The organism is Rhizobium leguminosarum, assembly GCF_001679785.1.
GTDB lineage: Bacteria > Pseudomonadota > Alphaproteobacteria > Rhizobiales > Rhizobiaceae > Rhizobium > Rhizobium leguminosarum_R.
Window position 1 is genome coordinate 2,457,535 of record NZ_CP016286.1, and the last position, 22,870, is coordinate 2,480,404.

Annotated in this window: 19 protein-coding genes and 1 other RNA gene; 2 read left to right on the forward strand and 18 right to left on the reverse strand. The window is 62.0% G+C overall.

Features of this window, described 5'->3' with window-relative positions:
* Positions 1-33: 33 nt before the first annotated feature.
* From ftsA to aqpZ, 4 genes are all read right to left on the reverse strand, one after another.
* Positions 34-1,365, reverse strand: a complete 1,332-nt coding sequence (gene ftsA / locus BA011_RS12320; protein ID WP_003561012.1) for a cell division protein FtsA — start codon at positions 1,363-1,365, stop codon at positions 34-36.
* On the reverse strand, positions 1,362-2,294 hold the full coding sequence (locus BA011_RS12325) for a cell division protein FtsQ/DivIB (protein ID WP_065280679.1): 933 nt from the start codon (positions 2,292-2,294) through the stop codon (positions 1,362-1,364). The genes ftsA and BA011_RS12325 overlap by 4 nt, the downstream gene beginning before the upstream one ends.
* The gene (locus tag BA011_RS12330; RefSeq protein ID WP_065280680.1) at positions 2,282-3,208 is read right to left on the reverse strand and encodes a D-alanine--D-alanine ligase; all 927 of its coding nucleotides are present in this window, start codon (positions 3,206-3,208) and stop codon (positions 2,282-2,284) included. The genes BA011_RS12325 and BA011_RS12330 overlap by 13 nt, the downstream gene beginning before the upstream one ends.
* 273 nt (positions 3,209-3,481) lie before the next feature.
* Positions 3,482-4,168 carry an aquaporin Z gene (gene aqpZ / locus BA011_RS12335; protein WP_065280681.1) on the reverse strand — a complete coding sequence of 229 codons (687 nt, stop codon included), beginning with the start codon at positions 4,166-4,168 and terminating at the stop codon, positions 3,482-3,484.
* A gap of 269 nt (positions 4,169-4,437) precedes the next feature.
* Here aqpZ and BA011_RS12340 point away from each other — a divergent pair, with 269 nt between their 5' ends.
* Both BA011_RS12340 and BA011_RS12345 read left to right on the forward strand, forming a co-directional pair.
* Positions 4,438-5,751 carry an MFS transporter gene (locus BA011_RS12340; RefSeq protein ID WP_065280682.1) on the forward strand — a complete coding sequence of 438 codons (1,314 nt, stop codon included), beginning with the start codon at positions 4,438-4,440 and terminating at the stop codon, positions 5,749-5,751.
* A gap of 220 nt (positions 5,752-5,971) precedes the next feature.
* Positions 5,972-6,901, forward strand: coding sequence for a UDP-glucose 4-epimerase family protein (locus BA011_RS12345; RefSeq protein ID WP_065280683.1), 930 nt, complete (start codon positions 5,972-5,974; stop codon positions 6,899-6,901).
* 4 nt (positions 6,902-6,905) lie between these two features.
* Here BA011_RS12345 and murB read toward each other — a convergent pair whose 3' ends face one another.
* The 14 genes from murB to BA011_RS12415 all read right to left on the reverse strand — a co-directional run bounded on the left by murB (position 6,906) and on the right by BA011_RS12415 (position 22,814).
* The gene (gene murB, locus BA011_RS12350) at positions 6,906-7,880 is read right to left on the reverse strand and encodes a UDP-N-acetylmuramate dehydrogenase (protein WP_029873420.1); all 975 of its coding nucleotides are present in this window, start codon (positions 7,878-7,880) and stop codon (positions 6,906-6,908) included.
* The gene (murC, locus tag BA011_RS12355) at positions 7,877-9,292 is read right to left on the reverse strand and encodes a UDP-N-acetylmuramate--L-alanine ligase (RefSeq protein WP_065280684.1); all 1,416 of its coding nucleotides are present in this window, start codon (positions 9,290-9,292) and stop codon (positions 7,877-7,879) included. The genes murB and murC overlap by 4 nt, the downstream gene beginning before the upstream one ends.
* Positions 9,289-10,413 (reverse strand): undecaprenyldiphospho-muramoylpentapeptide beta-N-acetylglucosaminyltransferase, encoded by a 1,125-nt coding sequence (murG, locus tag BA011_RS12360; protein WP_065280685.1) that lies wholly within the window; start codon positions 10,411-10,413, stop codon positions 9,289-9,291. The genes murC and murG overlap by 4 nt, the downstream gene beginning before the upstream one ends.
* A 6-nt stretch (positions 10,414-10,419) precedes the next feature.
* Positions 10,420-11,574 (reverse strand): putative lipid II flippase FtsW, encoded by a 1,155-nt coding sequence (ftsW, locus tag BA011_RS12365; RefSeq protein ID WP_065280686.1) that lies wholly within the window; start codon positions 11,572-11,574, stop codon positions 10,420-10,422.
* A 1-nt stretch (position 11,575) separates the two neighbouring features.
* The gene (gene murD / locus BA011_RS12370) at positions 11,576-12,988 is read right to left on the reverse strand and encodes a UDP-N-acetylmuramoyl-L-alanine--D-glutamate ligase (protein ID WP_065280687.1); all 1,413 of its coding nucleotides are present in this window, start codon (positions 12,986-12,988) and stop codon (positions 11,576-11,578) included.
* A gap of 7 nt (positions 12,989-12,995) precedes the next feature.
* Entirely contained in the window at positions 12,996-14,096 is a 1,101-nt protein-coding gene (gene mraY, locus BA011_RS12375) for a phospho-N-acetylmuramoyl-pentapeptide-transferase (RefSeq protein WP_003541415.1), read from the reverse strand.
* Between the two features lie 22 nt (positions 14,097-14,118).
* Positions 14,119-15,552: a UDP-N-acetylmuramoylalanyl-D-glutamyl-2,6-diaminopimelate--D-alanyl-D-alanine ligase gene (locus BA011_RS12380; RefSeq protein ID WP_065280688.1), complete on the reverse strand. Its 1,434-nt coding sequence runs from the start codon at positions 15,550-15,552 to the stop codon at positions 14,119-14,121.
* Entirely contained in the window at positions 15,549-17,069 is a 1,521-nt protein-coding gene (locus tag BA011_RS12385; protein ID WP_186806549.1) for a UDP-N-acetylmuramoyl-L-alanyl-D-glutamate--2,6-diaminopimelate ligase, read from the reverse strand. The genes BA011_RS12380 and BA011_RS12385 overlap by 4 nt, the downstream gene beginning before the upstream one ends.
* A gap of 6 nt (positions 17,070-17,075) precedes the next feature.
* A complete protein-coding gene (locus tag BA011_RS12390) occupies positions 17,076-18,836 on the reverse strand; it encodes a peptidoglycan D,D-transpeptidase FtsI family protein (protein ID WP_065280689.1) in 1,761 nt (586 codons plus the stop codon).
* Positions 18,836-19,291: a cell division protein FtsL gene (gene ftsL, locus BA011_RS12395; RefSeq protein WP_065280690.1), complete on the reverse strand. Its 456-nt coding sequence runs from the start codon at positions 19,289-19,291 to the stop codon at positions 18,836-18,838. Before ftsL ends, BA011_RS12390 begins: the two co-directional genes overlap by 1 nt.
* A 1-nt stretch (position 19,292) precedes the next feature.
* A complete protein-coding gene (gene rsmH, locus BA011_RS12400) occupies positions 19,293-20,318 on the reverse strand; it encodes a 16S rRNA (cytosine(1402)-N(4))-methyltransferase RsmH (protein WP_065280691.1) in 1,026 nt (341 codons plus the stop codon).
* Positions 20,319-20,335: 17 nt separating this feature from the next.
* Positions 20,336-20,773, reverse strand: a complete 438-nt coding sequence (gene mraZ, locus BA011_RS12405; protein ID WP_025395324.1) for a division/cell wall cluster transcriptional repressor MraZ — start codon at positions 20,771-20,773, stop codon at positions 20,336-20,338.
* 414 nt (positions 20,774-21,187) lie between these two features.
* Positions 21,188-21,585, reverse strand: an RNA gene (gene rnpB, locus BA011_RS12410) — RNase P RNA component class A.
* A 53-nt stretch (positions 21,586-21,638) separates the two neighbouring features.
* Positions 21,639-22,814, reverse strand: coding sequence for an NAD(P)/FAD-dependent oxidoreductase (locus tag BA011_RS12415; protein WP_065280692.1), 1,176 nt, complete (start codon positions 22,812-22,814; stop codon positions 21,639-21,641).
* Between the last annotated feature and the right edge of the window lie 56 nt (positions 22,815-22,870).

Sequence of the window (22,870 nt, forward strand, 5' to 3'; positions counted from 1 at the left end):
GGCCGCATCGCCACGCCGGCCAATTACGCAATTTCAGAAGCTTTCCTTCAGCCACTGGCCCATGCGGGCTATGCGGCTGTTATTTCCCCCAAGCGACATGAGCAGACCGCTCTGTGACGCATGTGTCTCCATGTCCGCGACCTGCGGATAGATCATCAGGCCGACGGCCGTCGAAAAGGCCGGGCCCTTGGCCGCCGTCGGCAACCCCGAGACGCCCATCGGGCGGCCGATGCGGACGTTGCGGGCAAGGATGCGCCGCGCCACGTCGGCAAGGCCGGTCAGCTGGCTCGCCCCGCCGGTCAGCACGACACGCTTGCCGACGATCGGGCTGAAACCGGAGCGCTGGATACGGTCGCGGATCAGTTCCATCGTCTCCTCAATTCGGGCCGACACGATGCGCGATACCAGTGCCCGCGGCACCTGCGACGGCTGGTCGCGATCGTCCTCGCCGATCGGCGGGATCGAGATCAGCTCTCGCTCGTCGGAGGAATTCGAAAGTGCCGAGGCATGCACGACCTTCAGCCGCTCCGCATCCTCGATGCGGGTCGAAAGGCCGCGCGCCAGGTCGGTGGTGACGTGATGGCCGCCGAGGCCGACGGCATCCGTATGAACGAGCTTGCCTTCGGCAAAGACCGAGATCGTCGTCGTACCGCCGCCCATGTCGATCGCCGCGCAGCCGAGCTCGACCTCGTCGTCGACGAGAGCCGCAAGGCCCGATGCGTAGGGCGTCGCAACGATGCCCTCGACCGACAGATGCGCGCGATTGACGCTAAGCTCAAGGTTCTTCAGCGCCGAGCGCTCCGCCGTGACGACATGCATGTCGACGCCGAGTGCATCGCCATACATCGCCAGCGGATCGCGGATGCCGCGCTCGCCGTCGAGCGAGAAGCCGGTCGCCAGCGAATGCAGCACCGAACGGTCCTGGCGCAGCGACTGCTGGCAGGCGGCCGACAGCACCTTCTTCAGATCGTTGAGCTCGACTTCCTGGCCGCCAAGATCGATTGTCGCAGTGTAGATATCGCTGCCGAGACGGCCGGCCGTCAGGTTGACGATCAGACTCTCGACGGTCAGCCCCGCCATGCGCTCGGCCGCGTCGACGGCGAGGCGGATGACGCCTTCCAGCGCGTCGAGATCAGCGATGACGCCGGTCTTGATTCCGCGGGAGCGCTGGTGGCCGATGCCGATGATCTCGATATTGTGCGTGCGGCCCGGCAGGATCTGGCTTTCCTCGCGCGGCGTCAGCCGGCCGATCATGCAGACAACCTTGGTCGAACCGATGTCGAGCACCGAAACGACATGTGACCGCTTCGACGAAAGCGGCTTCAGGCGCGGCAATCCGAAATGGGATGAACCGAACAAGCTCATATATTCTGCCCCGCCTTCTTCAATTCTTTCGTACGCTCCGTCACTGCCGTCTGCCTGCGGATCGCCGCCTCCGGCGTCAGCTGGATCGCGGTTCTGTCGGCCAGCCTGAGATCGACTGCGGCAATGTCCCGCTCCAGGAGCTGATGCTCCTTGTCGAACTTCGAAAGCGTCGCCAGTGCCTGGTCGATACCGTCTTCCGGCAGCTTGACGACGACGCCGTTGTCCATGTGCAGGTCCCAGCGACGGCCGGATATCCAGACATAGGCCTTCACGCGGGCCTTAACGTCGGGCCACTTCGAGAAGGCTTCGTCGAGCGAAGCCGCCGCCGTTTCGGCATCGCGGCCGACGACGAGCGGCAGCGCCGAAAACTTGTTGTCGCGCAGCGGCGCAATGACGCTGCCGTTCTTCTCGATCAGGGAAAGCTCCTGCCCGTGCTGCCAGATCGCATAGGCCTGGCGCTCCTTGAGCTTCACCTCGATCGTCTTCGGATAAATCTTGCGGACCTCGACATTTTCGACCCAGGGAAGATGCGCGATCTTCCTGCGGGCGGCATCGACGTCGAGGGCGACCAGCGAGGTCGTGCCGTCAAGGCCGATCAACTGCAGGATCTCGATTTCGGAGGTCTCCGAATTGCCGGAGACCTTGACGTCCTCGATCGCAAAACCCGCGGCCGTGGTCGTCGCCTGCGCCACGGCTTCCGTGTGGCCGCCGAGCGACATGCCGTAAAGCCCCGTCGCGCCCAAGAAAGCGAGCGCCGAGACCGTGCCCGTATGAACAGGAATGTAGATGCGGCCACTGCAGAGGCTGATCAGAAAGCGCGTGACCCGGCGCAGCGGACGCGGCAGCACGAACCGCTCTTCGGCTTCCATGATCGGAAGCACGGCATAATGGCTGGGGCGCCCAATCCTCTTGACCGTCAACGCAAACAAGACGCGTCCTCCACCATCCACCGGAGAAACTGACCAAATGAATAGCCGGCATGACCGGCCATTTCGGGCACGAGCGAGGTTGGAGTCATGCCTGGCTGGGTATTGACCTCCAGCCAGATGATTTCGCCGTCTTCGGAGAAACGATCGTCGTAACGAAAGTCGGACCGACTGACGCCGCGACAACCGATTGCCTGATGCGCCCTTAGGGACAATGTTTGTATTTTTTGGTAAATATTCGGTGAAATTTTCGCGGGGATGACGTGTTTTGAACCGCCCGCCGCATACTTGGAGTCGTAATCATAAAAATTGTGTCCATGCGGCACCACTTCCGTGACGCCGAGCGGAGTTTCACCCATGACGCCGCAGGTCAGTTCGCGACCGTAAACATAGCGCTCGACGATCACTTCCTCGCCGTAACGCCACTCCGGCGAGCTAACGATCTGCGGCGGATGCGCCTGATCTTCCGTGACGATGACGACGCCGAAGCTCGACCCCTCGCGGACGGGTTTCACCACATAGGGCGGCTTCATCGGATGCGTCGAGGGAAAGGCGAAACGGTTGACCACCTGCGATTCGGCGACCGGAATGCCGGCGGCGGCAGCGACACGCTTCGCCTTGGCCTTGTCCATCGCCAGCGCCGAGGCAAGCACTCCTGAATGGGTATAGGGGATTTCGAGATATTCGAGGATGCCCTGAATAGTGCCGTCCTCGCCGAACGGGCCGTGAAGCGCATTGAAGACGACATCGGGCTTCAGCGCGGCGAGTTTCTCGGAAACGTCGCGCGCCACGTCGATGCGCGTCACGTCGAAGCCCTCCGCTTCGAGAGCTTCTGCGCAAGCCTTTCCCGAGGAAAGGCTGACAGGCCTTTCCGAGGAAAATCCGCCCATCAGGACAGCGACATGCTTGCGACTCATCAACACCCCCAAAAAATAACTTCCATTTTCGAAATCGACGCTTGCGCGAAGCTGTCTGCGCCGTTTCGGGCCTTTGTCCGACCTGGGTGCATTAGAGCATCATTATGGTTAATGAAGTGTTTACTTTCGTTAACTTCGTCTTGCCGCGCCCCTGATTTTTTAACCTTCTCTTCTTCGCGATTGCCAGATCGAAGATGTCGCCGATCCGCGAAAATAGAAAAACCCGCACGGAAAAACCGCGCGGGCTCAATGGGATAGATTAGTTTCTTGCAGTCAGTCGGCGTCGTCGAGGAACTTCCACACGAGCCCGCCGAGCGCCCCACCCGCAAGCGGCGCAATCCAGAACAGCCAGAGATGCTGCAGCGCCCAGCCGCCGACGAAAAGCGCCTGGCCGGTGGAACGCGCCGGATTGACCGAGGTATTCGTCACGGGGATAGAAACGAGATGGATCAGCGTCAGCCCGAGGCCGATCGCAAGCGGCGCGAAGCCCGCAGGCACCCGACTGCTGGTCGACCCCAAGATGATGATCAGGAAGAACATGGTCAGCAGCACTTCGATCAGCAGCGCCGAAAGCAGTGAATAACCGCCCGGAGAATGATCGCCATATCCGTTGGCGGCAAATCCGCCGAGTTCGAAACCCGCCTTGCCGCTGGCGATGAGATAAAGCAGCGCCGCCGCGGCGATGGCGCCGACAACCTGCACGACGATATAGGGAACGAGACGCGCCGCCGGAAACCGTCCGGCAACCGTAAGGCCAAGCGAGACGGCGGGGTTGAAATGACCGCCCGAAATGCCGCCCACGGCATAGGCCATGGTGAGCACGGTCAGACCGAACGCAAAGGCCACGCCAACAAAACCAATTCCAAGCTCGGGATAGGCCGCGGCCAGCACGGCACTGCCGCATCCGCCGAAGACCAGCCAGAACGTGCCGAGAAATTCGGCAACAAGACTCTTTTGCATGGATATCTCCTCTGCCCTCAACCAGAGGGTTAGCAATGAATCTGTTACAATTCGATTCCGGTCAAGCATGCGAGCAACGCCACGGCAAGACTCGCGCAAGGAAGGAAAACCCAAGGATTTGAGATGACGCCGGGGGATGCGAGCCGGTAATGCATGCGGGCCACGTCCCCTGTACCGACTGCATGTTTTGACGTTTTCTCGGATCTGAAATTGCGTTAAGACCCGCGAGCCTCCCAAGGCGCTCCATAAAAATACTGATTGGAATGAAAATGACTGACGCGATCTCCGCATCGCCGACTCCTGCCTCGAACAGCACGCAAGTCAATTCTCCGGCTCGCGTCCTTATCGCCAGCCTTGTCGGCACCACCATCGAATTCTTCGACTTCTACGTCTACGCTACGGCAGCCGTCCTCGTCTTCCCACACCTCTTCTTCCCGGCAAGCGATTCGAACGCCGCAACGCTGCAATCGCTGGTCACCTTCTCGATCGCCTTTTTCGCCCGCCCCATCGGCGCCGTGATTTTCGGTCATTTCGGCGACCGCATCGGCCGCAAGGCGACGCTCGTCGCCGCGCTGATGACGATGGGCCTTTCGACCGTGCTGATCGGCATGCTGCCCGGCTATGATGCGATCGGCATCGCAGCACCCTTGTTGCTGGCGCTTTGCCGTTTCGGCCAGGGCCTCGGCCTCGGCGGCGAATGGGGTGGCGCCGTTCTGCTTGCCACCGAAAACGCTCCTCCCGGCAAGCGCAGCTGGTACGCCATGTTCCCGCAGCTCGGCGCGCCGATCGGCTTCATCCTCTCCTCCGGCTTCTTTCTCATCCTGACGGAAACGATGAGCAACGAGGATTTCCTCGACTACGGATGGCGCATTCCCTTCATCGCCAGCCTCGCCCTCGTCGCCGTCGGCCTCTATGTCCGCCTGAAGATTGCCGAGACGCCGGAATTCCGCAAAGCCGTCGAAAAGCACGAACGCGTCGCTGTGCCGATCGAGGTCGTCTTCCGTAACCATCTGCGCAGCCTGATCCTCGGCACCTTCATCGCCGTCGCGACCTTCGTGCTGTTCTACCTGATGACGGTCTTCACGCTCTCCTGGGGTACGACACCTCTGGAAAAGGGTGGGCTCGGTTACTCCCGCGAGCAGTTCCTGGTCGTCCAGCTTGTCGGCGTCGTGTTCTTCGGCCTGACGATCCCGCTCTCCGGCTGGCTCTCCGATCTCTACTCGCGCCGCATCATCCTGACGTTGACGACAATTGCCATCGCGATCTTCGGCTTCTTCTACGCGACGCTGTTGACCAGCGGTCTCGCAGGCGCCTTCCTGTGCTCGATCATCGGCCTCGCCTTGATGGGCTTCACCTATGGTCCGATCGGCGCTGCCCTGGCCGCCCCCTTTCCGACCACGGTGCGCTATACCGGCGCCTCGATGACCTTCAACCTCGGCGGCATCTTCGGCGCTTCGCTCGCCCCTTATATCGCCACCTGGCTCGCCACCCATTATAGTCTGGACTATGTCGGCTACTACCTTGCCGCCTCGGCAGTGATCTCGCTGGTCTGCATCCGGCTGTCGGGCCGCGAGGAAGTCTGAGCTTCGAGCAGCGAATGAACAACAAGCCGCGACTGCTAGCGCATCGTGCTTTCCGAAAATCGGAATCGATTTTCGGAAAGCACGATGCGTAGATTCAAAGTGTTAGAGCGTCCTTTGTGCGTCCGAAAGGACGCACGGCGCTCTAACGTCGCGGCTTTTTATTGATGCCGTGGGCACTTCCGGGTAACCGGAACACTCACGGCAAAACGGGGAACAGATCATGCGATGCCTCATTACCGGCGCGGCCGGCTTTGTCGGTGGGCCTCTCGTCGAAAGACTGCATGGAGAGAGGCTATGCGAGCTTGCGGTAACGACGCGATCTGCGGCCGCCAGCTTCCCGACATCCGTGCGGCATTTCCCCATCGAGGTAACAAGCGAAACCGATTGGGCGGCAGTTCTGGAGGGTATCCATGTCATCGTCCATCTCGCCGCTCGTGTTCACATCATGAATGACCGCGCAGCCGATCCGCTTGCGGAATTTCGCCGTATCAACACCGCCGCCACGTTGAACCTCGCCGAGCAGGCCGCCCGCGCGGGCGTAAAAAGGTTCGTCTTCATCAGCAGCATCAAGGTCAATGGCGAGGAGAACGATCGGCCCTTCCGGCATGACGATACGCCGATGCCAATCGATCCCTATGGCATCTCAAAGCTGGAAACTGAAATCGGGCTGCATGAAATCGCCGCTCGAACAGGCATGGAAGTCGTCGTCATTCGCCCGCCGCTCGTTTATGGACCCGGTGCGAGGGGCAACTTCGCCCTGCTCGTCGGACTTGTCCGGAAAAAGATACCGCTCCCCTTCGCGTCGCTGAAGAACCGCCGGACACTGGTCGCCCTTCCAAATCTCGTCGATCTGATCATCACCTGCATGGCGCATCCCGACGCAGCCGGCGAGACCTTTCTCGCAGGCGATGGAGAAGATCTTTCGACTCCCGGACTTATCGAAGGGATTGCCGCAGGGCTGGGTGTCAAACCGATGCTGCTCCCCTTCCCTCCAACGCTGTTGCAGATGGGCGCGAGAGTCGCGGGAAAGAGCGCCGTCTACCAGCGTCTTTGTGGTTCCCTGCAGGTCGATATATCCCATGCCCGCGACGTGCTCGGCTGGTCGCCTCTCGTCACGCCGCGCGAAGGCCTGAAGCTTGCGGTGACGTAAACCGTTATTCGCTCGTCACACCGTGAAACGGACGCACCTCACGGCCGGGCATGAAGACGCCGAGGCGTTTGATTTCCCATTCGAGCTTGATGCCGTCTTTCTCGAAGACCTCGCGACGCACCTGTTCGCCGAGATATTCGAGATCATAGCCGGTTGCCTGCCCCATGTTGATCATGAAGTTGCAGTGAAGCGACGACATCTGTGCTCCGCCGATGACGAGACCGCGGCAGCCTGCCTCGTCGACCAGTTTCCAGGCAGAATGACCGGCCGGGTTCTTGAAGGTCGAGCCGCCGGTCTTTTCGCGCACCGGCTGCACCGTCTCGCGATGGTTGCGCACGGCGTCCATCTCGGCGCGGATCTGTGCGCGCTCTTCCGGATAGCCCTCGAACAGCACAGAGGTAAAGATCAGATCTGTGGATGCGGTCGAATGCCGGTAGGAGTAGCCCATCTCGGCATTGGAAAGAACATGCTTGTCGCCCTTGCGGTCGACCGCATGGACCTCGATCAGCCGCTCCCGCGTCTCCACACCGTTGGCGCCGGCATTCATGCGCGCCGCGCCACCGATGCCGCCGGGAATACCATAGAAGAAATGGAAGCCGCCGATACCGTTGTCCATCGCCATCGCCGCCACATGTTTATCAGGGCAGATGGCGCCGGCGAGAATCCGGTTTTCGCCGGCAAGCTCGACGAAGCCGAACCCCTTGGCCGACAGGCGCAGCACGACGCCGGGAATGCCGCCGTCGCGCACCAGGATGTTGGAGCCGACGCCGACCACCGTCAGCGGCACCTCCTCCGGCAATATCTTCAGGAAAGCGATGAGATCGTCGACGTCATGCGGCTGGAACATCAGCTCAGCCAAGCCGCCAGCCCTGAACCAGGTGACGCGGTCCATCGGGGCATCCGGCGTGATACGGCCGCGGATATCCTTTACACCGTCTCCGAGAGACGCGAGAAGCTTTTCCCCATTCACCTGTTTCATACGGACTTTCCCGATAGGCCTTCCAGTTGCTTGGGCAGTGCCGCTGCCCAGGACGTGATGCTCCCAGCCCCCAACAGAACCACGAAATCGCCCGGCTTTGCAACCTCCGCGACCATCTGCGGCAGAAGCTCCGCCGAAGTTAGAAAGCGGGCGTCGCGATGGCCGCCGGATTTTATGCGCGAGACCAGCGACACGGAATCGATACCCTCGATCGGATCCTCCCCCGCCGCATAGACGGGTGCCAGGAAGATGCTGTCGGCATCGTTGAAGCAGGCGGCGAATTCCTCGAACAGGCTCGCAAGACGGCTATAGCGGTGCGGCTGGTGGACCGCGATGACACGCCCCTTGCAGGACTCTCGGGCGGCGCGCAGCACCGCCTTGATCTCGACCGGATGATGGCCGTAATCGTCGAAGATCTGCACCCCGTTCCATTCGCCGGTCAGCGTGAAGCGGCGCTTGACGCCGCCGAAGGAGGCAAGCCCCTTGGCGATATCGGCGCTCGATATGCCGAGCCGGTTGGCGACGGCAATCGCCGCCGTCGCGTTGGAGATATTATGCCGCCCGGGCATCGGCATGACCAGCCCCTTGAGCTCGATTACCTGGCCGGTGCGGCGGCGGCGGATTTCGACGTCGAAGATCGAGCGCGTGCCGTCGACGCGCACATTCTTGAAGCGCACGTCGGCCTGCGGGTTCTCGCCATAGGTGATGATCTTGCGGTCCTCGATGCGGCCGACCAGCGACTGCACCTCGGGATGGTCGAGACACATGACGCCGAAGCCGTAGAACGGCACGTTCTCGACGAACTGCCGGAAGGCGGCGCGCACGGCGTCGAAATTGCCGTAATGGTCGAGATGTTCCGGGTCGATATTGGTGATAACAGCGACATCGGCCGGAAGCTTCAGGAAGGTGCCATCCGATTCGTCGGCCTCGACCACCATCCACTCGCCCTCGCCCATGCGGGCATTGGTGCCATAGGCATTGATGATGCCGCCATTGATGACGGTCGGGTCGAGCCCGCCGGCTTCGAGCAGCGTGGCGACCAGCGAGGTGGTCGTCGTCTTGCCATGCGTGCCGCCGATGGCGATCGCATTGCGGAAGCGCATCAGCTCGGCCAGCATTTCGGCGCGGCGCACCACCGGCAGCAGCTTTTCGCGCGCGGCGATGAGTTCCGGATTGCTCTTCTTGATCGCCGTTGAGACGACGACGACTTCGGCCTCACCCAGGTTTTCAGGTCGGTGACCGACGAACACCTCAATGCCCTTGTCGCGCAGGCGCTGGACATTGGCGCTGTCAGCCTGGTCCGATCCCTGCACCTTGTGGCCGAGATTGTGCAGCACCTCGGCAATACCGCTCATGCCGATGCCGCCGATGCCGATGAAATGGACGAGACCGATCGCCTTCGGCAGTTTCATGCGCGTGTCCTCTTGAATTCCGCAATTGTCCGTCTGGCGGCAATAGCCTCAACCATGTCGGCAAGCAAGTTCGCTGCATCGGGTTTTCCGGCGAGTTTCGCCGCCGCCGCCATGTGCGCAAGCTTTTCCGGATCGTTCATCACAGCCGTCAGGATCGCCGCGATCTTCTCCGGCGAAAGCTCGGACTGGGCGATCACCTTCGCTCCGCCGGTCGCAGCAAGTGCCGCCGCATTCGCCGCCTGGTCGTGATCGAGAGCGTGCGGGTAAGGCACGAGCACGGCAGGCCGGCCGATCACGGAGATTTCCGAAACCGTCGAGGCACCCGAACGGCAGATGACGAGATGCGCCCTCGCCAGCCTCTCGGCCATGTCGGTGAAGAAGGGTGCAATATCGGCTCCCATCTCCAGCTTGGCGACGCAGCCGCTGACCATCTCCATATCCTCGGGACGCACCTGCTGGGTGATGCGCAGGCGCACGCGAAGCGCGTCGTCGAGCAGGCTGATCGCCGTCGGCAGCGCCTTTGAGAAATATTGCGCGCCCTGGCTGCCGCCGAAGACGACGAGGTTGAAGGCCTCACCCGGACGCGACGGCGTGTAAGGCACCTCGGCGGCGGCGATGATCGCCGGACGAACCGGATTGCCTGTCGTCACCGTCTTGTCTGCAAAGGCAGCACCCCCCTCCGGCAGGAAACCGCCGGCAATGGCCTGCACGCGGGTTGCCAAGGCTTTGTTGGCCCGCCCCATCACCGCATTCTGCTCGTGGATCATCGAGGCCACGCCGAGCCGGGTAGCAGCAAGCAGCGGCGGCACGGTGGGATACCCCCCGAAACCGACGACGATGACCGGCCGCAGCCGCTGGATCAGCTTCTTCGCCGCCCGCATGCCGCTCCAAAGCGTCCATAGCGAGCGGGCGACGGCGATCGGGTTCTTCGAGCCGATCGTCGCCGACGGCACGACATGGATTTCCTCGGCCGGGAACTTGCCGGCATAACGCTCGGCCCGGCTGTCCGTGACGAGATGCACCGAATAGCCGCGCTCCTTCAGCTTGAAGGCCAGCGCCTCCGCCGGGAACACATGGCCGCCGGTTCCCCCGGCGGCAAGCAGCACGATGCCTTTGCTCATGGTCTCCTACTCCGCCGGCATGCCGTGCGGGACGCGGAAGAGGCTCCGGTCCTGCGCCCGTTTTTCCGGTCGATGGCGCGTCAGCGCCAGAATGAAGCCGGCGGTGACGCAGATCGCCACCATAGACGAGCCGCCGTAGGAAATCAGCGGCAGCGTCATACCCTTTGCCGGCAGCAGTTCGAGATTGACGCCAATATTGATGATAGACTGAATGCCCATCTGCAGCACCAGGCCGGCGACGGCGAAGCGGTTGAAGTCGTTCCGCTCGCGATAGGCATGCGAGAGGCCGCGCAGCACCAGCACGGTAAACAGCGCGACGAGCGCCATGCAGAAGACGATGCCGAACTCCTCGGCCGCGACCGAGAAGATGAAGTCGGTATGCGCATCCGGGATGATGCGCTTGACGATGCCTTCGCCCGGTCCCTGCCCGAACCAGCTGCCGCGGATGATCGCCTCGCGCGCGGTGTCGATCTGGAAAGTATCACCCTCGCCGGTCATGAACTTGTCTATTCGGCCGGCGACGTGCGGGAAGACGTAATAGGCACTGAGCAGGCCGCCGGCGCCGCCGATGCCGAGCAGCATGATCCAGATCCATGGCATGCCGGCCATGAAGAACATCCCGCCCCAGACGGCCGTGGTCAGGATGGTCTGGCCGAGGTCCGGCTGCGCGACGAGAAGGGCCGCGACGATGCCGAACAGAATGATGGCAAAGAGATTGCCGGGGATCTCCGGCTGGCGCGCATGTTCGGCAAACAGCCAGGCGCAGACCACGACGAAGGCAGGCTTCATGAATTCCGACGGCTGGATGGAAAGGCCGGCGATCCAGATCCAGCGCCTGCCACCCTTGACCTCCTGCCCGACGAACAGCACCAGCATCATCATGGCGACCGAGATGATCAGGATCAGAATTGCGGTTCGCCGCACCTGGCGCGGCGTCAGGAACGACAGCCCGAGCATGACGCCGATCGAAGGGATCATGAAGGCCGCATGGCGTTTGACGAAATGGAAGGGCTCGAGCCCAATGCGCTCGGCGACCGCAGGAGATGCCGCAAACGACAGCATGAAGCCGATGCCCATCAGGAAGATGAACATTGCCAGGAAGAAGCGGTCGATGGTCCAGAACCAATCGGCCAGAGGCCCACGTTCCGCGCGGCTTACCATGTCATTTCTCTCCTGTTGCCGGACCGATCAGCATCGCAATACCGTCAAGCGCCGCCACGTGGCCGACGAAGGCTTCGCCCCTGACTTCGAAGTTCTTATACTGGTCGAAGCTTGCGCAAGCCGGGGATAACATCACGGCCGAAGCAGCGCTTTCGTCGCGTTCGGCATCGGCGGCCGCATGCGCGACGGCGCGCTCCAGCGTGCCCGAGATCTCGTAAGGCACGGCCTCGCCGAGCGTCGCGGCAAATTCCGCCGCCGCCTCACCGATCAGATAGGCCTTGGCGATGCGCGGAAAATAGGGAGCAAGCGTCGTGATCCCGCCAGCCTTCGGCAAGCCGCCGGCGATCCAATAGATGCGATCATAGCTCGAAAGAGCCGGCGCTGCGGCATCGGCATTGGTCGCCTTGGAATCGTTGACGAAAACGACGCGGCCACGCTGCCCGACCGGCTGCATGCGGTGCTTCAATCCGCGAAACGAGGCGAGACCGGTGCGAATATCGTCGGCGGAAACCCCGACGGCAAGGCAGGCGGCGACGGCGGCTGCAGCATTCTGCGCATTATGGCTGCCGCGCAGCGTCTGGATGCCGTCGAGATCGGCGAAAGGCAGCATGGCGCCGCCGGCGGCCTGGATGAGTTTGGTGCCTTCGGCATAGATGCCATCGGCCAGCACGTTGCGGCGCGAAATACGCACCACCTTGACGCCTGCCCGCTCGACACGGTCGGCAATCAGCGCCGAATGGCTGTCGTCGACGCCGACGATCGCGACATCGCTACCGGCGACCAGCCTTTCCTTGATATCGGCATAATGCTGCATCGTGCCGTGACGGTCGAGATGATCGGGCGTCAGGTTGAGCAGGATGCCGGCAGACGGGTCCAGTGTCGGCGCCAGATCGATCTGGTAGGAGGAGCATTCGACGACGTAATAACGCTCGGCCTTCGGCGGCTCGAGCGTCAGCACCGCCGTGCCGATATTGCCGCCGAGCTGCGTGTCGTAGCCGGCGGATTTCAGGATATGGGCGATCAGCGCCGTCGTGGTCGACTTGCCGTTGGTACCGGTTATGGCGATGAAGGGGCAATCCGGCGCATGGGCACGGCGCTCGCGCACGAAGAGTTCGACGTCACCGACGATATCGACGCCGGCCGCCCGGGCAAGATCGACAGTCCAATGCGGCTTCGGATGGGTGAGCGGCACGCCGGGCGACATCACGAACAGCGCCTGCTGACTCCAGTCAATGTTGTGCAGGTCTTCCGTCCTGATGCCTTCGGCAGCGGCCTTGGCGACACTGTCGGGATTGTCGTCCCAGGCGGTCATCTCGGCACCGCCGGATATCAGCGCCCGGGCGGTGGCGAAACCGGAGCCGCCGAGCCCGAAGAGTGCGACCTTCCTGTCCTTGAGCGTCGTGACCGGGATCATCGCTGCCTCACCGGAGCTTCAGCGTCGAAAGGCCGAGCATGGCAAGGCCGACGGCGACGATCCAGAAGCGGATCACCACCTGGCTCTCCGTCCAGCCCTTCTTCTCGAAGTGATGATGGATCGGCGCCATCAGGAAGACACGCCGGCCGGTCATCTTGAAGAAACCGACCTGGATGATGACCGACAGCGTCTCGATGACGAAGAGGCCTCCGATGATCGCCATGACGATCTCGTGCTTGGTGGCGACGGCGACGGTGCCGATCGTGCCGCCGAGTGCCAGCGACCCCGTGTCGCCCATGAAGATGGCGGCCGGCGGTGCGTTGAACCAGAGAAAGCCGAGGCCGGCGCCGATGACGGCGCCGAGCACGACCGCGAGCTCGCCGGTGCCTGGCACGAAATTGATCTGCAGGTAATTCGCAAACACCACGTTGCCGGCGAGATAGGCGATGACGCCGAAGGAGGCAGCGGCGATCATCACAGGCACGATGGCAAGCCCGTCAAGGCCGTCGGTCAGGTTGACGGCATTGCCGGCGCCGACGATGACGAAGCCGCCGAAGACGACGAACATGATGCCGATATTGATCATGAAGTCCTTGAAGAAGGGAAAGGCGATCGAGGAGCCGAAGGTCGAGCCGGCAATCCCCGAAGCAAGGGCGGTGCGCATCATGAAATAGACGGCGATGCCGGCGATGACGAATTCGATACCGAGCCTCGCCTTGCCGGAAAAGCCCATGTGGCTCTGCTTCGTGACCTTGAGATAATCGTCGTAGAAGCCGATCGCGCCGAAGCCCAGCGTCACCAGCAATGTAGCGACGACATAGACATTGGAAAGATCGGCCCAGAGCAGCGACGCGCCGACGATGCCGGCAAGGATCATCAGCCCGCCCATGGTCGGCGTGCCGGCCTTCTTGAAATGCGTCTGCGGCCCGTCGGCGCGGATCGGCTGGCCCTTGCCCTGCCGAATGCGCAACGAATTGATGATCGTCGGCCCGAACAGGAAGACGATCAGCGCTGAGGTGAAGAGAGCGGCCCCCGTGCGGAAGGTAATATATCTGAACAGGTTCAGAAATTTGAAATATTCCGACAGTTCGACAAGCCAGATCAGCATTCAGGGCCCCTTGTTTACCCGATCAAAATTCGCGTTGCGTGTCGGCAAATGGCGGGAACTTGTCAAGGAGTGCGGCGACGATCTTGCCGAAACCGATGCCCAGAGACGATTTCACCATCAACACGTCGCCTGGCGCGACCGAGTTCAATACATAATCCGTCAATTCGTCCGTGTTCTCGCGATATTCGACATGGACGCTTTCCGGCAGCGATTCCTTGAGCGCAGCCATCTCGGCTCCTGCGAGCCACACATGTTCGATGCCGGCAGCAAGCAGCGGCACGGCAAGGTCGGTATGGACCTTTTGCGCATAGTCGCCCATCTCAAGCATGTCGCCGAGCACGGCGATACGGCGTCCGCGGCCGGTCGGCTCGGAGGCCGCCAGCAGCGCGATCGCCGCGCGCATCGAAGCCGGATTGGCATTGTAGCTCTCGTCGATCAGCGTGAAGCTGCCACCGCCGATGACAAGCCGGTGGCGCTTGCCTCTGCCCTTTTCCGGCCTCAGCGTCGCAAGCGTTTCGATCGCCTTCTGCATATCGGCGCCGACGATCCTGACGACGCCGAGCGCTGCGAGCGCATTCTCGGCGATATGGCGGCCCGGTGCGCCGAGCGCAACCTCCAGCGTCTCGCCGCCGACCGTCAGCCACAGCGTCGAATTCTCGTCGGAACCGTTGAATTCTGCGAGCCGGAATTCGGCCTTGGCATGCTGGCCGAAGGAATGGATATGCTCGATGCCGAGCGACTGCGCCGTGCGGTCGAGGAAATTGAACTGGTCGTTGTCGCGGTTGAGCACGACATGGCCGCCGGGTTCGAGCCCCTCGAAGATCTCGGCCTTGGCGGCGGCGATTTCCTTGATGTTCTTGAAATTGCCGAGATGCGCCGGCGCGATCGTCGTGATGACGGCGACATCGGGACGGATCATCGTCACCAGCGGCCGGATCTCACCGGGATGGTTCATTCCGACTTCGAAGACGCCGTAATCCGTATCCTCAGGCATGCGCGCCAGCGTCAGCGGCACACCCCAATGATTGTTGAAGGAGGCGACGGAGGCGTGCACCTTGCCGGAGGGCGACAGCACATGCCGCAGCATTTCCTTGGTGGTCGTCTTTCCCACAGATCCCGTCACCGCGATGATCTGGGCCCGCGAGCGCTCGCGCGAGGCAAGGCCGAGCCGGCCAAGTGCCGCGAGCACATCTTCCACGACGATCATCGGCACCGTCAGCCGGCCCATGGCGGGAAGCCTCGCCTCGCTGACGACGAGAAGGGAAGCGCCGTTCGCCATCGCCATCGAGGCGTAGTCGTGACCGTCGACGCGGTCGCCCTTGATCGCGAAGAAAGCTTCGCCCGGAGCAATCGAGCGGCTGTCGATGGAAATGCCGGTGATGCCTTCGGGCAGCGTGCCGAAAGGGCGCCCCGCCATCGCTGCGATCATGTCTTCCGTCGTCCAGAGCCAGCTCAAGATTTCAACTCCTCCAAGGCCTTGCGCACCTCCGCATGATCGGAGAACGGCAGGGTGACGCCGCCGATCGTCTGCCCTTCCTCATGCCCCTTGCCGGCGACGATCAGCGTATCGCCGGATCTCAGCATGCCGACGGCCTCGCGGATCGCCATGGCGCGATCGGCGATTTCCGCGGCGCAGCTTGCTGCCGCCATGATCTCCGCGCGGATCGAGGCCGGCTCCTCCGAACGCGGATTATCGTCGGTGACGATAACGACGTCGGCAAGTCGGCAGGCGATTTCGCCCATGATCGGCCGTTTGCCGCGGTCACGGTCGCCGCCGCAACCGAAGACGACGATGACGCGGCCGGTGGTGAAGGGTCTGACCGAGCCCAGAACGTTTTCCAGCGCATCCGGTTTGTGGGCGTAGTCGACATAGGCAAGCGCGCCGTCTTTCGTATGGCCGACGAGTTCGAGACGGCCGGACGCGCCAACGAGCTTCTCGAGCGCGGCCATCGCAACCTTCGCCTCAACGCCGGTCGACATGGCAAGTCCTGCCGCGACCAGCGCGTTGGCCACCTGAAAATCGCCGGCCAGCGGAATGTCCACCTCGAAGATCTCGCCGCCGATATGGATCTCGGCCATCTGCTTGTGGCGGAAGTGCTCGACGCGCTTCAACGAGAGGTAATCACCCTTTCGCCCGACGGTACGAATGTCGTGACCGGCATCGGTCGCGGCCTTGATCGCCTGCGCCGACCACGGATCGTCGGCAAAAATCACCGCCGGCGATCCCTTCGGCAGCAGCGTATCGAAAAGCCGCATCTTGGCGGCCATGTAGGCCTCGACTGTCGGATGATAATCCATGTGGTCGCGGCCGAGATTGGTGAAGGCGGCGGCGGCAAGCCTGACGCCGTCGAGCCGGCACTGGTCGAGGCCGTGGCTGGAAGCTTCCATCGCGGCATGTGTCACGCCTTCCTCGGCGAGTTCGGCCAGCAGCGCGTGCAGAGACACCGGATCGGGCGTCGTCAGCGAGCCATATTCGTTGCGCGTCGGCGAGACGACGCCCGTCGTGCCGATCATCGCGGCCACGTGACCCGCATGCGCCCAGATCTGCCGGGTGAAAGAAGCGACGGAGGTTTTGCCGGCGGTGCCGGTGACGGCGACCATGGTGTCGGGCTGCCTGCCGTGGAAACGTGCGGCGGCGATGGAAAGGAAACGGCGCGGCTCCTTGACCGCAAGCACGGGGATCGAAGCATCGACGGCTTGGGAGGCGATCGCGACGGCAGCACCGCGGCCGGCGGCATCCACGATGAAGCCAGCGCCGTCCGCCCTGGTGCCGGCGACCGCGACGAAGACATTGCCCGGCGCCACCTTGCGGCTATCCGAAGACAGGCCTGAAATATCAAGCAGGCCTGCCGGGCCTTCGAGCTGTGCTTCAAGTTCCGGAAACTGATCTCCGGCCAGGTCTCGCAATTTCATCGAATGCACTTTTCTCTCTTGAAGCCGGTTCACCCCTCGCGAATCGGCGTCGATATTCATTCACACTCAATAAGACACCAGCAAGGCCGATCCGCCCTCCCCGAATTTCGGCTCGATGCCGAGAATTGGGGCCGCACGCCTGATGATCTCGCGGGCGATGGGGCCGGCGGTACCGGCGGAGATCGTTCCGCCATAGGCTTTCTCGCCGGTCTTCGGCTCGTCGCAGAAAGTGATCACGGCATATCTGGGATCGTTCATGGGGAAGGCGGCGATGAAGGAATTAAAATTCAGGGTTGCTGAATAACGACCGTTCACCACCTTGTCGGCCGTGCCGGTCTTACTGCCGACGGAAAAGCCGGGCACGCGGGCGACCCGCCCGGATCCCTTGTAGCCGTTGAAGTCGAGGAGATAGCGGATCTCGTCGCTGGTGGTCTTCTTGATGACCTGCGTGGCGATCTCATCGGCCTGTTCGCGTGTGCGCGGCAGGAATGTCGGCTCAATCAGCTTGCCGCCGTTGACGAGAGCGGCAGCCGCCACCCCTGTCTGCAGCGCCGTCGTCGAGACGCCATGGCCGAAGGAAATCGTGATCGAATTGATCTTCTTCCAGACGCGCGGCTGGCTCGGCATCTTTACTTCGGGCAACTCGGTCTGCATCTTCGTCAAGAGGCCGAACTTGGTGAGATAATCCTTCTGCGCATCGATGCCGACCATATCGATGACGCGTGCCGTACCGATATTCGAAGAATACTGGAAAATCTCGGGAACGGTGAGCCAGCGGCGCTGCCCGTGAAAATCGTGGATGGTGAAGCCGCCGATATAGATCGATTTGCTGGCATCGAAACTGTCGGTCATCTTCACCTTGCCGCTATCGAGCGCCATGGCCAGCGAAAAGGTCTTGAAGGTAGAACCCATTTCGAAGGTGCCGTTGGTCATCCGGTTGAGCCAACCCTCCTTTGCGCCTTCCTGCGGATCGTTCGGATCGAAATCCGGCGCCGATGCCATCGCCAGCACTTCTCCCGTATGCACATCGATGACCGCGGCACCGGCGCCTTTGGCCTGGAAGTTGTTGACCGCGTTGACGACCGCGTCCCGAACGATGTTCTGCACGCGCAGGTCGATCGACAGTCGTACCGGCTCGAGCGGCTGGTCGCTGGTCATGCCGACGGAAGCGAGATCGGCAAGGCCTTGATCGTCGATAAATTTCTCCATGCCGGCGACACCGCGGTTGTCGATGTTGACGTAACCGAGGATGTGTGCGGCGGTCGCCCCACCCGGATAGAAGCGGCGCTTCTCCGGCCGGAAACCGATGCCGGGAATGCCGAGCGCCAGGATCTGGCTCTGCTGCTTCGGCGTCAGTTGCCGGCGCAGCCAGGCGAAATGCGAGGTCTTGACCGAGAGCTTCTTATAAGTGTCTCTGACGTCGAGTTCGGGCAGCACCGTTGCAAGCTTCTCGACCGCCTCGTCGGCGTCGACGATCTTGTTCGGTTCGGCAAACAGCGAGACGGTGCGGATGTCGGTCGCCAGCACCTCGCCGTTGCGGTCGAGAATGTCGGGGCGCGAGGCCATCAGCCGGTCGGGCGGCAGGATGCTGGAGACGACCTCCTGATCCTTCATCGCATATTCGACGAGACGGCCGCCGATAACGGCGTAGACGCCCATGAAGCCAAGGATCAGCAGGCCGACGCGGCTTTTTGCCTGCCCTGATTTCTTCTTGCGCGATCCCTCGATCGCCAGGCCGGCGGGGGAAGGACCGCCGAACCGGTTATAGACGCCGGCGGAGAAATGCGCCTGGCTCTTCAAAACCATGATGCGGGAAAGAAACGACATTATTCCTCCACCGAGCCGGTTTCGATCTGGTCTGCATCCTCTGCCTCGCCGCGTGGCGCAGGCATTGGAACGGGCTGCGCCTTGGCGGCGGCTTGCGCGCCCTTCGCGGTGTCTGGCGCGCCCTTGGCGCTGGCTTTTGCCTCCGTCACGTCAGGCACGGGAACCTCGGATTTCAGCATCGGCAATTCCTTGGCATGCACGAGCGCCGTCGATTCCGTCGGCTGCAGCTTCAATTCTTCATTATACGCCTTGACCAGCCGCTCCAGCCGGTTCGGCTGCGATTGCAGCGCCCAGTCGGCCTTGAGAAGGTCGATCGTGTCCTTCTCGAGCTTGATCTCGGCTTCGAGGCGATGAACCTCCTCGACCTTCAATTCGGCGCGGTGCTTGATTGTGTAGGTCACGGCGGCGGTGGCCGTCATGACGCCGATGAGCACGAGATCGAACGTTCTCAGCATATCAACCTCCAAGCTTTCCAAGACTGGCAAGATTGGGAAATCCGAAGAGCGACATATCCGCGGCCTCGGCGGCGGCGTCCGTCCTCAAACCGGCGCGCAGCTTTGCGGAGCGGGCTCGCGGATTGATCTCCGCCTCCGCCTCGCTTGCTGAAACCATCGGCTTGCCGATCGCCGCAAAGGTTGCCGCCCGCTCATGCGCGACCGGCAGATGCCGCGAACCCGACGCCTTGCCGGCGCGGTCGGAGAAGAACTTCTTCACGATGCGGTCTTCGAGCGAATGAAAGGTGACAACGACGAGCCGCCCCCCGGGCTTCAGTACCGTTTCCGCCGCAAACAGCGCCTGCGCCAGCTCGCCGAGCTCGTCGTTGACGAAGATCCGCAAGGCCTGGAAGACGCGCGTTGCCGGATGGATCTTGTCCTTCATCTTGCGCGGCGTAACGAGTTCGATGAGACCGGCGAGATCGCGTGTCGTTTCGAACGGTTTTTCCTCGCGGCGCTTCTCGATCGCATGGGCGATGCGCGGCGCCTGGCTTTCCTCGCCGAGAAAATGGAAGATGCGAATGAGATCTGCGACCTTGGCGCGGTTGACGACATCGGCAGCCGAAACGCCTTCGGCCGACATGCGCATGTCGAGCGGCCCGTTCTTCTGGAAGGAGAAGCCACGTTCGGCCTCGTCGATCTGCATGGAGGAGACGCCGATATCGAGCACGACGCCATCGAGCCCACCTTGTGGCGCATGATCGGCAAGATGCGAGAATTGCGAATGAACGAGCCTGAGACGACCGCCATGGGCGGCGACCATCGCTTGGCCAGCCGCAATCGCCGTCGGATCGCGGTCGAGCGCAATCACCTCGGCGCCGGCAGCAAGGATGGCTAAACTGTAACCGCCCGCGCCGAACGTACCGTCGAGGATGAGTTTGCCGGGCGCGGGCGCCAATGCCGCAAGGACTTCGTCGAGAAGAACAGGAATGTGACGAACCGGTCCGCCACCGGCATCAGTTGAACCTCCGCCAGGATTCGCCACCATTCCATTCCCTCGTTCTTTTAGGAACGCTTGCCCGCCAGCTTGCGCTCCCCTCGTGCCTGCGCCTGCGCTGCCACAAAAGCCTGCGGCTGCCAGAGCTGAAAATGATCCGCCCGACCGACGAAGGTCACTTCGTCCGAGATGCCGGTAAAGCCACGAATGAAATCCGTGACCATCAGCCGCCCCTCGGCGTCGAGCTTCATGAAGACCCCGCCTCCATGAATGAGAAGCGACATCTCGTTCGCATCCGGCGAAAACGGATCCTCCGCAGCAATCTGCCGTTCGAATCTTTCGAGAAGATCCGGACCGCCGATGCTGATCGCCGGAAACACAAAGTCCTGGAAGCAGTAAAGCTCCTGGACGTTGCGCTGCGCCAGCACGGAACGGAAAGCCGAAGGCACGGAAACCCGGCCCTTGGCGTCGATCCTGTTGGTCGCATTCGAAAGGAAGCGGCTCATGACACGAAACATCCGTTCCCGCAGGGATCCGGACGACCAAAAGACGCCCGAAACTCCCGATATCAGGCACAGCTTCGCAAGCCGGATGAGCAAAAACCCCTCCAACGCTTCCGGAGAGGAAGACGCCTTTGCTTTGCGATAAATGGGCAGGTAATTGCCCTGGTGCAGTGCGCATTTGGGATAGCATGGGACCATATGGGCGTCAATGGGATACGCCTATTTTGCAATAGGCGCATGATCAAAAATTTATAAGCCGTTAAGTTTAACAAAGGGTTAGCGGCGTCATCTTACAAATGACACGCATTGGTACACATGCAGGAAAAATCCATCCGATGGATGCATAAACATCAACTTGAAAACAGCCGGTTTCAGCGACTTACGCTGAAAATCCGGCTGCCGCGCGGTCAAGATGTAATCGCCAGTTGGCCTGTAAGCCGGGTTCTGTATGGCTCCGGCGTGAACCGGAACGTGGCAGCCATTCCTCTGGGACAGCGTTCGCACGCTGCCTCACGCAACCCACCCGGATGACTGGCCTGGAAACCAGCCGGAAGGCCTTTCGGCCTACCGCGTCATCCCTATTCGGTCTTGCTCCCGGTGGGGTTTACCGTGCCATTTCCGTTGCCGGAGATGCGGTGGGCTCTTACCCCACCCTTTCACCCTTACCTGTCATGACAGGCGGTTTGCTTTCTGTGGCACTTTCCCTGAGGTCGCCCTCGCCGGACGTTATCCGGCACCGTGTTTCCGTGGAGCCCGGACTTTCCTCACCCTACCGCCTTTCGGCATTGGTAAAGCGCGGCTGCCCAGCCAACTGGCAGGGCTCCCATAAACGAGAGAGATCGCAATTGCTATCGAAATCAAAATTTACTTACCGAAATTGCGGTGTGAAATCCGTGGAATAGCCCTGTTCGCTGATTCCGCCTGACAAAAGCAGCTCGGCCCCAAGTCGACCGATTTCGTCCGAGCTCTTGGCCGACGTCCCGGCGCAGCCCGTCAACACCGCGATCTCGGGCGATGAGCTATAGCCGATCATCGGATAGCCGCTTTCCGTATGCGACACGACGCAGGCGGCCGTCGAAATCGAAAGCGGCACCATATCGGGCACAAGACCTGCAACGATGTGCTTGAGATGCGCGCGCACCGTATCGCGCCCCTCGGTCTTGAACCAGGCGCGCATTTCCGTGTCGTCGCTGAGCGCCAGATCGTCAGGATCGCCGCCGATCTTCAGGTAGAATTTGCCGTCAGGATAGCGGATCGGCGGCAGCAGGTAGATATCAATGCCGGGCGCCCGGAGAATGAGCGACGGCATCGCAGCCAGGCGCGCCGCGTCGGCATCGCTTACCTCGAAAAGCGTCACTGTCCGGGCATAAACCGTCATGGCAACGGGCTGCGGCAACAGATTCTCCGCAATGGAAAATCCGCCAGCTGCCAGCAGCACCTTCTCAGCACGATGGCTCAGGCCACCGGCCGTCTCGACGACAGCCGATCCACCTTCGCTGCGGATCGAAACGACATGATCGCGGATGATCGTGGCGCCTGCCCTTTCCGCCAGCAACGATTGGGCTTTCACAAGCTTACGCGGACTGATGTGGCCGGCCCCTCTCGCCTCGAAGACGCCCGCGCGCCCATCGGGAAAGGCGAAGAAGGGAAAGGCAGCCTTCAGCCCTTGCTCGTCGAGCAGGCTGGTCTCGACGCCGAGCGAAACGGCGGCCTGTCGGGTTTTCTCGAGATAATCGCCCCCGGTCGGCGCGACGACGACACAGCCGACCTCGCGATAGAAATCGATGCCGCTGTCGCCGGCGATCTCGCCATAGCGGTCGATCGAGCGGTTGGCGAGCAGTGCCCAATTGCGGTCGGGATCGATGGTGCGAGTGATGCGCCCTTCATCATAATGGCTGGCGAAGACACCCTGATGCATCTTGCGGTCATCAGGCTCGTCCGGGCCAATCACCGCGACACCGTCCGCTTGGCGCGCCAGATGCCGCGCCGCCGCCGCCCCCATCAGCCCGCGGCCGACGACGATATATTTGAAATCGACTGCCATGCTGTCTCCTCTCAATAGCGCCGCTGTAACACTTTGAATTGCTGCATAATTCCCTA

Bases quoted from the DNA above. Each gene is read 5' to 3' on its own strand.
- rsmH (WP_065280691.1), bottom strand. From the start codon at position 20,318: ATGGTGGCGAATCCTGGCGGAGGTTCAACTGATGCCGGTGGCGGACCG.
- murG (WP_065280685.1), bottom strand. From the start codon at position 10,413: ATGAGCAAAGGCATCGTGCTGCTTGCCGCCGGGGGAACCGGCGGCCAT.
- BA011_RS12345 (WP_065280683.1), top strand. From the start codon at position 5,972: ATGCGATGCCTCATTACCGGCGCGGCCGGCTTTGTCGGTGGGCCTCTC.
- BA011_RS12390 (WP_065280689.1), bottom strand. From the start codon at position 18,836: ATGTCGTTTCTTTCCCGCATCATGGTTTTGAAGAGCCAGGCGCATTTC.
- ftsL (WP_065280690.1), bottom strand. From the start codon at position 19,291: ATGCTGAGAACGTTCGATCTCGTGCTCATCGGCGTCATGACGGCCACC.
- BA011_RS12415 (WP_065280692.1), bottom strand. From the start codon at position 22,814: ATGGCAGTCGATTTCAAATATATCGTCGTCGGCCGCGGGCTGATGGGG.
- BA011_RS12385 (WP_186806549.1), bottom strand. From the start codon at position 17,069: ATGAATATCGACGCCGATTCGCGAGGGGTGAACCGGCTTCAAGAGAGA.
- BA011_RS12330 (WP_065280680.1), bottom strand. From the start codon at position 3,208: ATGAGTCGCAAGCATGTCGCTGTCCTGATGGGCGGATTTTCCTCGGAA.
- ftsA (WP_003561012.1), bottom strand. From the start codon at position 1,365: ATGAGCTTGTTCGGTTCATCCCATTTCGGATTGCCGCGCCTGAAGCCG.
- aqpZ (WP_065280681.1), bottom strand. From the start codon at position 4,168: ATGCAAAAGAGTCTTGTTGCCGAATTTCTCGGCACGTTCTGGCTGGTC.
- BA011_RS12340 (WP_065280682.1), top strand. From the start codon at position 4,438: ATGACTGACGCGATCTCCGCATCGCCGACTCCTGCCTCGAACAGCACG.
- ftsW (WP_065280686.1), bottom strand. From the start codon at position 11,574: ATGGTAAGCCGCGCGGAACGTGGGCCTCTGGCCGATTGGTTCTGGACC.
- mraZ (WP_025395324.1), bottom strand. From the start codon at position 20,773: ATGAGCCGCTTCCTTTCGAATGCGACCAACAGGATCGACGCCAAGGGC.
- murB (WP_029873420.1), bottom strand. From the start codon at position 7,880: ATGAAACAGGTGAATGGGGAAAAGCTTCTCGCGTCTCTCGGAGACGGT.
- murC (WP_065280684.1), bottom strand. From the start codon at position 9,292: ATGAAACTGCCGAAGGCGATCGGTCTCGTCCATTTCATCGGCATCGGC.
- mraY (WP_003541415.1), bottom strand. From the start codon at position 14,096: ATGCTGATCTGGCTTGTCGAACTGTCGGAATATTTCAAATTTCTGAAC.
- murD (WP_065280687.1), bottom strand. From the start codon at position 12,988: ATGATCCCGGTCACGACGCTCAAGGACAGGAAGGTCGCACTCTTCGGG.